This window comes from Verrucomicrobium sp. BvORR106 (genome assembly GCF_000739655.1).
Classification (GTDB): Bacteria; Verrucomicrobiota; Verrucomicrobiia; order Verrucomicrobiales; family Verrucomicrobiaceae; genus Verrucomicrobium.
The window spans coordinates 95,868-108,716 of record NZ_BATR01000124.1 but is presented as its reverse complement, the minus strand read 5'-3'; the positions used below and the strand labels follow the sequence as shown (position 1 = coordinate 108,716).

Annotated in this window: 10 protein-coding genes; 2 read left to right on the top strand and 8 right to left on the bottom strand. The window is 59.2% G+C overall.

The features are described from left to right. Window positions 1-28 precede the first annotated feature (28 nt). The 7 genes from BV106_RS23450 to BV106_RS23420 all read right to left on the bottom strand — a co-directional run bounded on the left by BV106_RS23450 (window position 29) and on the right by BV106_RS23420 (window position 6,415). A complete protein-coding gene (locus BV106_RS23450) occupies window positions 29-1,648 on the bottom strand; it encodes a sulfatase (RefSeq protein WP_038168833.1) in 1,620 nt (539 codons plus the stop codon). Window positions 1,649-1,699: 51 nt separating this feature from the next. Then, window positions 1,700-2,134: a large conductance mechanosensitive channel protein MscL gene (mscL, locus tag BV106_RS23445; RefSeq protein ID WP_038168831.1), complete on the bottom strand. Its 435-nt coding sequence runs from the start codon at window positions 2,132-2,134 to the stop codon at window positions 1,700-1,702. Window positions 2,135-2,202: 68 nt separating this feature from the next. After that, complete coding sequence (locus tag BV106_RS36140; RefSeq protein ID WP_051946235.1) at window positions 2,203-3,060, bottom strand: nitrilase-related carbon-nitrogen hydrolase; 858 nt, start codon at window positions 3,058-3,060, stop codon at window positions 2,203-2,205. Beyond that, window positions 3,057-3,656, bottom strand: a complete 600-nt coding sequence (locus tag BV106_RS23435) for a GNAT family N-acetyltransferase (RefSeq protein ID WP_038168829.1) — start codon at window positions 3,654-3,656, stop codon at window positions 3,057-3,059. The genes BV106_RS36140 and BV106_RS23435 overlap by 4 nt, the downstream gene beginning before the upstream one ends. Before the next feature lie 72 nt (window positions 3,657-3,728). Continuing rightward, complete coding sequence (locus BV106_RS23430) at window positions 3,729-5,024, bottom strand: sulfatase (RefSeq protein WP_265596008.1); 1,296 nt, start codon at window positions 5,022-5,024, stop codon at window positions 3,729-3,731. Window positions 5,025-5,127: 103 nt separating this feature from the next. After that, on the bottom strand, window positions 5,128-5,475 hold the full coding sequence (gene raiA / locus BV106_RS23425; protein ID WP_038168824.1) for a ribosome-associated translation inhibitor RaiA: 348 nt from the start codon (window positions 5,473-5,475) through the stop codon (window positions 5,128-5,130). A gap of 37 nt (window positions 5,476-5,512) precedes the next feature. Continuing rightward, window positions 5,513-6,415 (bottom strand): LysR family transcriptional regulator, encoded by a 903-nt coding sequence (locus BV106_RS23420; protein WP_038168823.1) that lies wholly within the window; start codon window positions 6,413-6,415, stop codon window positions 5,513-5,515. A gap of 209 nt (window positions 6,416-6,624) precedes the next feature. On the opposite strand from BV106_RS23420, the gene BV106_RS23415 reads away from it, so the two are divergent. Both BV106_RS23415 and BV106_RS23410 read left to right on the top strand, forming a co-directional pair. After that, entirely contained in the window at window positions 6,625-7,320 is a 696-nt protein-coding gene (locus BV106_RS23415) for a zinc metallopeptidase (RefSeq protein ID WP_038168821.1), read from the top strand. A gap of 54 nt (window positions 7,321-7,374) precedes the next feature. Continuing rightward, window positions 7,375-8,346: a TerC family protein gene (locus BV106_RS23410; protein ID WP_038168818.1), complete on the top strand. Its 972-nt coding sequence runs from the start codon at window positions 7,375-7,377 to the stop codon at window positions 8,344-8,346. Window positions 8,347-8,455: 109 nt separating this feature from the next. On the opposite strand, the gene BV106_RS23405 is transcribed toward BV106_RS23410, so the two are convergent. Further along, on the bottom strand, window positions 8,456-12,838 hold the full coding sequence (locus BV106_RS23405; protein WP_265596007.1) for a fibronectin type III domain-containing protein: 4,383 nt from the start codon (window positions 12,836-12,838) through the stop codon (window positions 8,456-8,458). Window positions 12,839-12,849 lie beyond the last annotated feature (11 nt).

Below are 12,849 nucleotides of genomic sequence, written 5' to 3'. Positions count from 1 at the left end.
AAAGCTCTGGACTACTTTAGGCTGCCACCTACTTCGCAGGAGCGGAAGGCTCTGCCGCCTGCTGTAGTTTCCTTTTCCCCTGCCCTTGCCCCTGACCTCGCGGTCCCTGGCCGGGCTTCCGGCCGCCGTAGAACCACGGCTCCTCTTTCTCCGGCACCTTCAGTTCCGTGCGCAGGCGGGTCAGCTCCACTTTCAAGTCCTCCGTGATCTTCGTGTAGTCCGGGTTCCCGTAGAAGCTCTTCAACTCCTGGGGATCCGCCTTGCGGTCAAAGAGCTCCCAGTAGTCCACATCCGGGGCGTAGAAATGCACGAGTTTGTACTGGTCCGTCACGACACCGTAGTGCGGTCGCACCCGGTGCGGCACAGGAAACTCGTAGTAGTGGTAGTAGAAGCTCTTCCGCCAATCGCTGGGTGTCTCCCCCTTGAGCAGCGGCACCAGGCTCTTGCCTTGCATGTCTGCGGGAACGGGCACCCCGGCGGCTTCCAGGAAAGTCTCGGCGAAGTCCAGGTTGGACACGATGTTCTGATTCTCCACACCGGACTTGGCCACTCCTGGCCAGCGCACCATGAGAGGTGCCCGGAGGGATTCTTCAAAGATCCAGCGCTTGTCAAACCAGCCATGCTCACCCAGGTAGAAGCCCTGGTCGGCGGAATAGACGACGATCGTGTTCTCCGCGAGCCCTTCGTCATCCAGATACTTCAGCAGCTTGGCCACGCCTTCGTCCACGGCTTTTACACAGCCCAGATAGTCGTGCATGTAGCGCTGGTAACGCCAGCGGACGAGATCTTTGCCCGTGGGTTTTGACTTCTCGAACTCCGCATTCCGGGGGCCGTAGTAGGCGTCCCACTGGGCCTTCTGTTCCGGGTTGAGGGTCGCGGGGGTGGCGAACTTCGCGTCGCGCTGGGTGAAGGTTTTCTCCAGGGTCATGTCCTGGTCGCGCTCCGCCACACCGCGATTTTCATAGTCATCGAACAAGGTCTCAGGCTCTGGATACTTGCGGTCTCCATCATGGCCCAGATGGCGCAGTGCCGGCTCCCACTCGCGATGCGGTGCCTTGTGCTGGCACATCATGAGGAAGGGCTTGTTCTTGTCCCGATTCTTCAGCCAGTCGAGCGTGAGGTCCGTGATGATGTCCGTCACATAGCCTTCGTGCTTCACGGGCTTGCCGTTGTCATTCATGGGCGGGTTGTAGTAGATGCCCTGGCCTGGCAGGATCTGCCAGTAGTCGAATCCCGTGGGGTCCGACATGAGGTGCCACTTGCCCACAATGGCCGTCTGATACCCGGCCCCCTGAAGCAGCTTTGGGAAGGTCTGCTGACTGCCGTCAAAGACGGAGTTGCTGTTGTTGAGGAACCCGTTGAGGTGATTGTACTTGCCGGTCAGCACCACCGCCCGGCTCGGGCCACAGATGGAGTTGGGCACCACACAGCGCTGGAAGAGCATGCCTTCCTTGGCGATGCGATCCAAGCCCGGGGTCTCGATCAGCTTGCGGCTGTCCTTGTAGGCGCTGATGGCCTGATAGGCATGGTCGTCTGAGAAGATGAAAAGGATGTTGGGCTGCTTGGTGGCGGCAGCGGCCGGAGAGGCCGTCACCAGCGCACCGAGCACCAGCAACCCCAAGATCGGGAGGAACTTTCGTGCGGTCATGAGGGCATGGTAACGAACTTGACCGCCAAAGCTATCTACGAAAACTCGTACTCAGACTCCTTCTGGGCCTGCCGCGAGCTTCCCCGTAGCCGGTTCCGCAGGGTTAGCCTGGCCTTTCAGCAGGTCCCTGATTTCCATGAGCAGTTTGATGTCCTCCGGCATCGGTGGTGGCACCGCGCTGGTCTCCGCCTTTTTCATGGTGGCATCCCGGAGCTTGTTCATGGGTTTCACGAAGATGAAAAAGAGAATCGCCGCCGTGATGAGGAATCCCATCAGGGCGGAGAGAACCAGCCCGACATTGAGCACCCAGATCTGCAATCCGATCTGAGGCGTGCCGCCAAAGGCACCCAGCAACGGATTGATGATGCCTTCAGTGAACTTCTTTACCACCTCACCAAAGGCGGTGCCGATCAACACGCCCACGGCGAGATCGATCACGTTGCCCTTCATGACGAAGGCCTTGAATTCTTCCAGTAGAGCTTTCATGGCAGGAACGGGATGATGTGGGGACCTTGTGCCCCCATTTCATTTTCCTGCGGGTTCGGGCTCAGCGGTTAAGCTGGCCGTACAATTCTCAGCTCCACGCCGCCATCCATGGTGAGAAGTGCGGGATTTGTCTCCAGCCGGCGGGCCCTCATTTTCTCGAGCAATCGTTTGTCGAGATGAACCCGGAGATGCTCAAAGCCCTCATGAAACACCGGGGTGCAGTGTTCCCGGTCCAGATTGGCAAACGGCAGTTGGGCAGGCGCGAACCAGCCCAGGCGGCCCACATTGTCGTCCACCAGTTCAGAGACTGTCTTGCCCACCAGGTGAGCGATGCCGACATAGCAGCCTAACTCGATCGCTCGTGCCGAGGCACAACGCCCGATCCGGTCCACGCCCATGAGGCTTTCCGTAGCACTGGGCACGAGGATCGCATCCACCCCCTTCCCACGGAGGGCGGCGGAGAGTTCCGGGATCTCAATATCCAAACAGATGACGACGGCGAACGTGATGCCCTGCAGCGTGAAAAGCCGGACCTCCCTGCCGCCGGTGAACCCCGTCTCCCAAGGCGTGAGGAAGATCTTGTCCTGATAGGTCGGCGTCCCTTCACAGAGGATGGGAGCCCGGTTGCGCATGGACCCGTCTTCGGCAATCCACGGCGCGGTGCCAAACACGACCGCCTTTCCGGGAGCGGACAGGAGCAACTGAAGCTCAGGCCAAAGCGTCTCCCAAAAGAGCGCCGCCACCCCGGCTAGCTTGTCCTGATCCGGCACAAACCTCTCCAGGGACATCAAGGAGTATTCTGGGAACAGCACGACGTCCGCCCCGTTGGCCCAACTAGCTTGGACCATCTCCACCATGTGCTGCACACAGCCCTTCGGCGAGCTGACGACTGCTCCCACATCCCAAGTCCGGAGGTCGATGTTCATGAGAGATCTTTGAGCCAAAAAGTGAGCGTCTTGGGAGACTCGGATTCTTCGCCGATCTCCTTCCACACAAAGGTGGCCTGCAGTTCAGGGTGCTTCTGATAGCCCTGCGACACCCAGAAGTCGTCCAAAACACGGTAGCCAGGAGGGCGCAAAGGATGATCAGCCATGCGATCCACTGCGCAGAAGGCGGACCATCTGCACCCCAGTTTTCTGGCGTGGGCTTCGCGTCGCTTGAAGAACTCCTTCCCGAGACCCTGACCGCGTAGTTGCGGGAGCAGAATGCTCTCGCCGAAATAGCAGACGGAATTCACCTCATAGCCCGCCGAGAGAAACGGAGCCTGAAACTCAGGTCCCTCGTCTCTAAGCGGAAGACAAGTCGTCGCTCCCACGACCTGCTTTGCATCGTCCAGCACCAGCACCACCAAGCTGTCCGGGGTGTTGACATAGGTCATCAAGTACTCCCGCTCGTACTCCAGCGTGCCATCGTACAAGTAAGGATACTCGTGAAACACGCTGATGCGGAGTTCCCCCAAGCCATCCAGCCAGGGTTCCACCTCAGTGCCGTGAAGATCGAGAAGAGTGAAAGCGCCATCCATGTGTCTCCCGTTTGAAACGACAATCGTGCCAGACGTCAAGCAAGGATGGCTCGGATTCAGATGAAGCGATGATCAGGGCTTGCTCGGATCCCACCAGGCATCGAGCTTCTTGGAAAGCGCCTCTACCACCGCCGCTTTCGCCGACGCCAAGTTGTTCTGTTCGCCAGGGTCAGCCTCGATCAAGTACAGTTCCGGCTTCTCTGTGGGCTCGTTGCGGGAATCCGGCATGATCAGCTTGTAGCCCCCATCAATGATCCAACGCCATCGGAGGCTTGCTGACGGCTTCTCAAGATTCGCAGAGTTGTGAGTGAAGATCTCCCCTGTGATCGATTTCCTCGCCGCGAGGGCATCGTGGTCGAGCAGGTTCAAGCCGCTCATCTCTGCCGGCGGCGTCATGCCCACCGCCTTGAGCACCGTCGGAGCGATGTCCACCGAGCTCGCCAGTGCCGTCTCTTTGCCCGGCTGCACCTTGCGCGGCCACCGCACCATGATCGGCGTGCGCAACCCACCGTCATACTGGCTCTGTTTGGAGCGCGGGGCATACTTGGGTGCATCTGGATTCTGGATCCAGCCATTGTCTGCCACATAGATGACGATGGTGTTTTCTGCGAGCCCCTTGTCCTTCAGGAAGCCCATGAGCTCACCACAAGTTTCATCAAACCACTCTACCATGGCCCAGTAGCGGGCCACATGAATAGAAGGCGTCTTGTCCTTGTACTTGGCCAGCAGACGATCCGGTGGTGTATGGGGATCGTGAGGCAGGAGCGGGGCGTACCATGCCAGGAAGGGTTTCTTGTCCGCCACGGCTTGGTTAACGAAGTCGTAGATGGGCTGGAGGCCCTCGCGTCCGATCTTGAGCCCGTCATCACCATGGCGATCCCCGCGGGTCATGCCGTGGGTGAATCCTCCACGGGCAAAGCTCCCCTGCCACCATTTGCCGGTTTGAAAACTCACATACCCCTTTTGTTGCAGCAGGCGCGGCAGTGTGGCGAGCTGGTCCATGTGCTGGTTGAAGCGCTCCCTGCCAGCCACAAAGGCGGGATCCTTGATTCCCGCCCGCTTCTTGCCATCCACTAGGGGCGGATCGTTGCTGGTAATGAAATTCTGATGCGGGTACTGGCCAGAGATGATGGTGGCCAGGCTCGGGCAGCACAAGCTGGAGGGCACATACCCCCGCGTGAAGACCCGGCTCTCTGCTGCCAACTGGTCCAGATGCGGAGTCTGGATCACTTGATGCCCCATGAACCCGTAGTCGCCCCAGTGATGGTCGTCGGACACTATCAAGACCACATTCGGCGGGACCGGGGCAGCACTGGCAGAGGACTGGCCGTGAGCCATGCCTGCCCCCATGGGCAGACAGACTGACAAGAGTGTGAGAAAACGTGCAACGGTCATGGGCGAACTAAACGCCCACAACCGATGAAAATGTCAAAAAACGCCAGGCCTTTGTATCGGCACCGGGCGTCCGCCATCAACCTTGCTTCTTGGCCTTCTCCTTGGTTTTCTGGCTGGTCTGGCGACGCTTGTCCACGAGGGCGGTCTTGCGTTTGCGGAGCTGCCGGGCCAGCACGCTGGAAGCCTTGTCCAGTGCGGCGTAGAGATCAGCGTCAGCCACGTCGGCATGGATGTCCGGACCTGCCACGGCGAGGTGGGCTTTTACGCGGAAGCGCTCTTTGGGCTTCGTCGTTTCATCATGAATGAGCACCACATGGGTGCCGATGATGTCGCCGAGATTCTCAATGGCCTCGATCTTCTCCGCTGTGTACTGGTGAATGGCGGCCGTGAGCTTCAGATTGCGCGGGCTGATGTGGATTTGCATGGTAGATGAGGAAGTGGGGTTGCTGAATCGTGATCCGTCAGGATCTGACGAAAAGGCGCAGTTGCGCATTTTGCGTCACGGCCATCGTAGCAGGATGTCGCAGCTTCCGCTCACCAGTAATTGCGAAAAACTCGCTCTGGATGGCGTCGAGCTCGGCAATGACCTGAAAGCCGTAACGCTTCACCGCCGAATCCACGGCCACCGAGGGCAGTGGGAAGAACCCCTGAGCCTCCAGCGCGAACACTTGCATGAAAGCCGGGTCGTCGAACTCAGCGATGATCTTGGGCTGCAGGACGCGTTCCTCGAACCATTTGTCCACTTGTCGCCGCATGGCGGAGTGCTCTGTAGGCAGCAGGGCCGGTGCCCCATGGAGCGATTTGGGAAACCCCTGCCGGAGCTTGGAGGCGATCTTGGCCGGGGCACACAAAGTAATTCCGCAGGAGCCAAGAGAGTGATTGTGCGCCTTGATCTTTGCGCTACTGGGCGCGGGCTCATCTGCGAGGATGATATCCAGCTTGTGCGCTGCGAGACGCTGAAGCAGGTCCCCCAGATTCCCCTCATGGCAGACGATGCGTGACGGCTCCGGCAGGAAGAAGACTGGTTTCAGAATCTCGCTGGCGGCCGATTTGGGCACCGTATCGGTCAGCCCCACATGAAACGGGGCCAGCTTGGCGTCGCGATGCTGCACGGCCCCCAGCAGGTCCCGCCCCAGGGAGAAGATCTCCTCCGCGTAGTCAAACACCACCTTGCCCGTGTCCGTCAGCACCTGTCCCCTGCCGCTTTTGCGGAAGAGAGCAGCCCCCAGAGACTCTTCAAGCTGATGGATTTGCGCGCTGATCGACGGTTGGGAGACGCCCAACTCTTCGGCAGCCTTGCGCAGGCTGCCCTCGCGGGCCGTATACCAGAAGTAACGCAAGTGGTGATAGTTGAGCCAGTCCATGAAGTCTGCGGGATGGGACGATCGTTAGCTTTAAGCTAACTATCATATAGAAACTAAGTATCAAACAAAGTTTCATCTTCGTGCTCTAATCCTGCATGCCCACCTTCCCCCAAGGTGAAGCATGCAACCCCCAAAACCAAAACCCCACCTAAAAAAAGACCCCACTCTTTCCCCCAATTCAACCCGATACCCCATAGAAACTCCTGATTATGTTACCTGCCATTCTACTCTTTGTCGGCACTCTGCTGCTGTCCCTGTGGGCGCAGTGGCGGGTGAAAAGCGTCTACAACCGCTACCTTCAGGTGCCCGCCCGTTCCGGTGTCACCGGAGCTCAGGCGGCTGCTCAGATCTTGCGTGAGTCCGGCATCCACGATGTGGAAATCGTGCCCCACGACGAGATGCTAGGCGACCACTATGATCCCACCAACAAGCGTCTGGTGCTTTCCAACGCGAACTACTACGGCAACTCGTTGTCTTCACTGGGCGTCGCCGCCCATGAAGCGGGTCACGCCATCCAGCACAAGGTGGCCTACGCTCCCCTGCACTGGCGCATGGCCGCGGTGGGCGTGACGAACTTTGCCAGCCAGATCGTGATGTGGCTGCCGCTGATCGGTATCTTCACTGGTATCATGAGCGCCTACACGGGTGCCATGATCATGGGCCTCGCCTGGGGTGTGATCATGCTCTTCAACCTGGTCACTCTACCCGTGGAATTTGACGCCTCCCGTCGTGCCAAGCTGGTGCTCGCAGACATGGGCATGGTGGAAGGTTCTGACGAAGGCAAGGGCGTGAGCCGCGTGCTCAGAGCCGCTGCCTGGACCTATGTGGCCGCCTTCATCACCTCTCTGGCCTACTTGCTCTGGCACATCGCTCCGCTGCTCTTTGGCCGGAACAACGACGAATAACTTCATTCACATCCAACCTAACAAACCCGCTCTAGCGTCTCCTCCCTAATACTCATGACTCCCATTTGGTGGTTCATCTTTTCAGCATTCGTTCTGGGCATGCTTGCCCTGGATCTCGGCGTCTTCCACCGGAAGGCGCACGTGGTCAAGGTCAAGGAAGCCTTAACCTGGACCGCCATCTGGGTGGCCCTTGCATTGCTCTTTAGTCTGGGCATTGCGACGGGCTTCGTAGGGGCCTACCCGGAGGGGCTGCAACAGCAGGCCTCGCTGGAGTTCCTCTCCGGCTATGTGCTTGAGAAGTCGCTAAGCGTGGACAACGTCTTCGTCTTTGCCCTTCTCTTCGCGTACTTCAAGGTTCCCCAGCTCTACCAGCACCGCGTGCTGTTCTGGGGCATCCTGGGTGCCTTGGTCATGCGGGCCGTGTTCATCTTTGCAGGCGTGGCTTTGATCGAACGCTTCCATTGGATCCTCTACATCTTCGGCGTGATCCTGATCGTGAGCGGCGTGAAAATGTGGATGTCCAAGGACGTGGAGATCGATCCCGCGACCAACCCCGTACTGCGCCTGACCCGACGTCTGTTGCCGGTGAGTGAAACCACCCATGGCCAGGACTTCTTTGTCCGCCAGGGCGGCAAACTCCTGGTGACCCCCCTCTTCGTCGTGTTGATCTTCGTGGAATGGAGTGACCTGGTCTTTGCCGTGGATTCCATCCCAGCGGTTCTAGCGGTCTCTCGTGATCCGTTCATTGTCTTTACCTCGAACGTGTTCGCCATTCTCGGCTTGCGCTCCCTGTACTTCGCACTCTCTGGTGTGATGGACCGGTTCCACATGCTGCACTACGGCCTCTCAGCCATCCTCGCCTTCGTGGGTGTGAAGATGCTTATCGTGGACTTCTACAAGGTGCCGATCGGCATCTCCCTGGCAGTCATCACCGTCATCCTCGCGGTCTCGGTAGTCACCTCCTTCTACATTCCTGCCAAGAAGTCCGAAACAGAGCCGGTCGCGGATGGCGAAGGCCCCGCATAAGGCCAGACGAAAATCAGTTCCCCCCAGAACACAACACAACACACACCACAGAAAAGGCCGCCCGGTTCCGGGCGGCCTTTTCCTTTTGGTTGACATGCCAATGCCCGAATTACGGTAGCGGCTCGTCGTCAGGACCGGTGACCGAAAGCTTGATAAACTTCCGGTCGGAGGCACTGATGGGTTCCGCATCCTGCACCACGACCGTCTGCATACCGTCTGTTCCCGGCGGGAAGATATCGATGATCAAACCGTCCATGCTCCAGCTGGACAGGTTTTCACTGATCAATGGCTGGTAGAGCAGGCTTCCCACCAGATAGCGTTGCTTGAACACCAGGGTGAGATGTTCATCGACCACTTCCGCATGTGGGACATTGGCGGCATCATTGGCGCCATGGGTCAGGCCCAAGGCATACTCGATGAGATTCGGCACGCCATCGCCATCGGCATCAGCAGACTGCCCTTTCAGCCCCGAAGGGACCTCCGGCCCGAACGTGGCCAGCATCCATTCATCATAGCTGATTCCTGGTGCGAACTCCGTCACGGTGAGGACGCTGTTGAGAGAGGGGCCGGACTCGCCCCCGGTCCGCACAGAACGCACTCGATAGAGGTACTGCTTGTTTCCTTGCAGCCCGGTGATCGGAAGCGAGATCGCATACGGATCTTCCACATAGATGCCACTGCTTCTGTTGGGCAGACCGTCTGCTGAATAGAAGGTTCCAGGAAGGAATTTGTCTTCAGGATCGCAAATTTCGACAATGAAGCCCGCCAGATCCTGGTGCCCCGTTACCGCTGCCGACCAGTTGGCGGTGAAGCTCTCGTGGGTGATGTCCGTTGCCACCTGGGTGGCAGGAGCATCGGGTGCCGTCGTATTCACGATGGCCTCGAAACGGTCAGCCCGCAGGCTCCCAGTCCCGGCTTTCTCGCCACCGAGAACGAACGCAGAGAACACGGTGCTGTCAGTCGCGAAGGCGGGATTGACGAATGCGGTCGGAGGGATCTCGGCGGTTGAACCAACGAACTCGGTGCCGTCTGCCCCGTAGTCGTCGACCATGGCAGTGAGGTAGTAGGCCCCAGTGCCGGATCGCACCGCGTAAAGGCGGACATTGAACCAGTTGCCGGCCGAGGCCACGCCGTGCAGTTCTATCTTGCCGCCCTTGAGTTCAGAACCCCCATCGTAGGCGAACAACTCGATCTCCAGCTTGCGATCCTTGTCCGACTCCGAGGTGTCGTGCTCCACCTTGAACTTCACGCCCAGTGAAGGATTGGCCTTGTGCATGGTCTCCTTGGGCTTGGCGCTGTACACCGTCGAGCTGTTCATGAACCCGAGCCGCAACTCGCCCTTGTCCTTGCTGCCAGCCGGAGCATTCAGCACCTCGGCAAAGTTCACCATCATGCTGGTGTAGAAGTACGAAGCCTGCTGGGCGTTGTAAGCCGTAGGTCGGACCACCACGACATCGCGATCCGTTCCCGTCGTCCCACCTGAGAACAACAGACCGCCTGTACCTGGTGTCCCCACCCCACCCGTGGCCTCGTAGGTCAGATTCAGGTTGGCCTGGGTTACGATCAACTCCTCAAGCTCCGTTGCTGAAGGGAACTCCAGCATCGCGGGCGGATTCACCACCTTGACCACCAAGTTGCGGGTGACGGAGGAATTCGTCGCCTGACCGTCGCTCACGGTGACGGCAATGTTGACCGTACCGATTTGCCCGGGCGCTGGTGTGAAGCTCAGCACACCACTCGTCGTGCTGCCCTCCAGATAGGCAAACGACACGCTCTCCTGAGGGATGACGGTTGTGTTTCCGGATACCGCCGTCACCGTCACAGGCTGACCGTCTTCGCCACCATCGGTGATGCCAGTCAAGGTGACAAACTGCTGCCCGGCATTCATCGCCAGGGGTGGAGGCGTGACTATCTCATCCAGAGTAGGCACCGCATTCTGACCAGCCGCCAGTGTCGTGACACTCACTACGGGTGATGAGGCGGGGCTGCTTCCGTTGATGTTCGTGCCAATGATCTGATAGCGGTAGGTGGTGCCGGGAAGCAGGCCTGTCAGGGCCTGTTTGAGCGTCGTACCGCTGCCGATGACGATGCCCGTTGCCTGCCCTGTGGCCCCATTCGCACCGATGAAATTACCAGCGGTGAAGGGCGTGGCGACGCCTTGCACCACTTCCAGCAGATACCCAGTGGGAAACACTGCCACACCAGGCTGCCAGCGGGCGGTGAACTTGTTGGATGTGACCAGACTTGCCGCAAGAGCTGTCGGAGCATCAGGAGCAAGGTTGCTCAAAACCACCCGATGGTCATCCAGATACAGGTGAGTCAGTTGCTTTTCAATTTTGCCAGCATAGGCCGCGTAGACGATGGGTGACGCCGCCAGGGTGGGAGCGGAGAAGGTGAACATCTCAGACTGAAGGAGAGGAGCTGCCGGCACATCCGTGCCGAACTCACCGAGATCCTCGATCTTGTAGGAGGCACCAAACATCCCTCCGCCCATCGGGATGACCTTGAAGGTCACCTTCAGCCAGTTGTTGATGGCATCAGTGTTGGCCAGCCCTTGTTTGCCAGCCTTCATCTCATCTCCATTCAAGAACATCTCGGTCTCGATCACCCGCAGCTTGCCCGAATCACTGGGCTTGTGCTCCGCCTTGATGTTGACGCTGATCGCCTTGTTGGTCTTGTGCAGGAACTCATGGAGCTTCGAGCTGTTATAGGCGAGCGTGGGCGTGAATCCAACGCGAAACTCCGATTTGCCTTCCCCCGTGGTGAAGTCATCCAGCTCGCGCATGTTGACGAGCATCGAAGTCTCCAGCGAGGTGATGCCCGCCAGAGGGTAGGACTGGGCGCGCCAGCCCACAAAACCGGCGTCACTAGCACTCGTGGAAGAGGAGGTCACCACGAGACCGCCGCCAGGGGGATCACCCGCACCAGCCGCCGGGCCACGTGAGAAGGAAAGCGTGGGTGCGGTCAACGTGTTGAGCAGAGGAATGTCCGTCTCACTTTCAAAGGACAGATTCTCGGGCGGGTTGCTCACGGTCACGGAGAAGGCGCGTGTCACCGTGTTGTCCTGGGACTGGCCGTCATTCACTGTGACAGAGATGGTGGCGGTGCCCTCTTGCCCGCCTGGGGACAGGGTGATCGTCCCGGTGGCGGCCGGATTGGTGTAGGAAACTACTGGATGGGCAATCACCGCGGGATTGCTGGATGATGCGGTGACCGTGACCGATTGTCCGGACTCCGCCCCTGGAGAGATGCCGGACAGAGCAATGACCTGCGCGGGGGTGACGCTGGAAATAGGACCAAAGTCGGCCAGTTCATTGAGTGTCGGCGGGCTGTTGGCCCCCATGGCGAGGGTAGTCACCGTGATCAAGTTCGACGGTGCACTACTCCCGGCGGTGTTCGTACCCCTTACCCGGTAAACATAGCTCGTCCCCGGCTGCAGGCCGCTGATCACTTGAGTGGACTGAGTCGGCCCCACGCTGATCCCAGCCGATTGCCCTGTGGCACCATTGGCGGCAATAAACTTGTTGGCTGCAAAGTTGTCCACTTGGGTGGAAATCTCCAAGACGTAGGCAGTGGGAGGCAAACCGGCTCCATTGGCCCAAGAAGCCGTGAAGCTCGTGGGAGCAATCACTGTGGGTTCCACCGCCACCGGAATGGCGGGAGGATTGGGCGTGGAGAGCTCAGTGGCCAAACTGTCCGCATAGATGGTGGAAATGGCCTTGTCTGTTGAAATCACGAGAGCGGCATACGCATTCTGAGCGCTGTCGAAGTTGGGGTTGGCCGCGCTTGTGATGCCAGACGTGTGCAGAGTCACGGGTGTATCCAGACCCGTCGTGCCCAGTCCTTCCAGCGTGTACCACGTGTTGAACGTGTCCACCCCGCTGCGGCTCGCGTAGATGGTGACACGGAGCCATTGATTCAGCGCAAAGGATGGCGCGTTCCAGCTTTGCTTGCCGAGATCCACCTTGGATCCGCTGGCATTGTTGTACATGCCGATTTCCACCTTGGTGTTCTTCTTCTCGACCTTGAGCATGGCACCGATGGAGTAGTTGACGCTCTCCGTCAGGTACTTCTCCCAGCTGCTCACTGCCGTGTTGGAGACCGCGTAGCCGAAGCTCACCTCCACCTTGTTCTCAGTTCCAGACGCCGCCAGAACATCCCCTGCATTCACCAACACTGACATCTGCCACTGGCCAGTGGTCGAGGCCGAGGTGGAGACTTGTTTGGAGGCCACTGAGGTGGTCTTGGAAGCAGAGGCCGGGACGAATCGCAATCCCCCGCCCGCGGGAGAACCCACACCGAAGCCCCCCCATTGCAGCGGATTGCCGGAACTGCCTGCCAGTGAAAATGCGGCCAGATCCGTGGAAGCATCGAAGTTCACCGTCTCCGCATGAACCAGCGGGGCTAGACAGGTCATCACAGCCAGGGCGGCCGTCAGAAGTGGCTTGCAATAGCGACGCAGTCGCAGTGATTGAAGGAGTCGGGAGTGCATGGTCGGGAGTC

Bases quoted from the DNA above. Each gene is read 5' to 3' on its own strand.
- BV106_RS23450 (WP_038168833.1), bottom strand. From the start codon at position 1,648: ATGACCGCACGAAAGTTCCTCCCGATCTTGGGGTTGCTGGTGCTCGGT.
- BV106_RS23405 (WP_265596007.1), bottom strand. From the start codon at position 12,838: ATGCACTCCCGACTCCTTCAATCACTGCGACTGCGTCGCTATTGCAAG.
- BV106_RS23420 (WP_038168823.1), bottom strand. From the start codon at position 6,415: ATGGACTGGCTCAACTATCACCACTTGCGTTACTTCTGGTATACGGCC.
- BV106_RS23410 (WP_038168818.1), top strand. From the start codon at position 7,375: ATGACTCCCATTTGGTGGTTCATCTTTTCAGCATTCGTTCTGGGCATG.
- BV106_RS23415 (WP_038168821.1), top strand. From the start codon at position 6,625: ATGTTACCTGCCATTCTACTCTTTGTCGGCACTCTGCTGCTGTCCCTG.
- BV106_RS36140 (WP_051946235.1), bottom strand. From the start codon at position 3,060: ATGAACATCGACCTCCGGACTTGGGATGTGGGAGCAGTCGTCAGCTCG.
- BV106_RS23435 (WP_038168829.1), bottom strand. From the start codon at position 3,656: ATGGATGGCGCTTTCACTCTTCTCGATCTTCACGGCACTGAGGTGGAA.
- mscL (WP_038168831.1), bottom strand. From the start codon at position 2,134: ATGAAAGCTCTACTGGAAGAATTCAAGGCCTTCGTCATGAAGGGCAAC.
- raiA (WP_038168824.1), bottom strand. From the start codon at position 5,475: ATGCAAATCCACATCAGCCCGCGCAATCTGAAGCTCACGGCCGCCATT.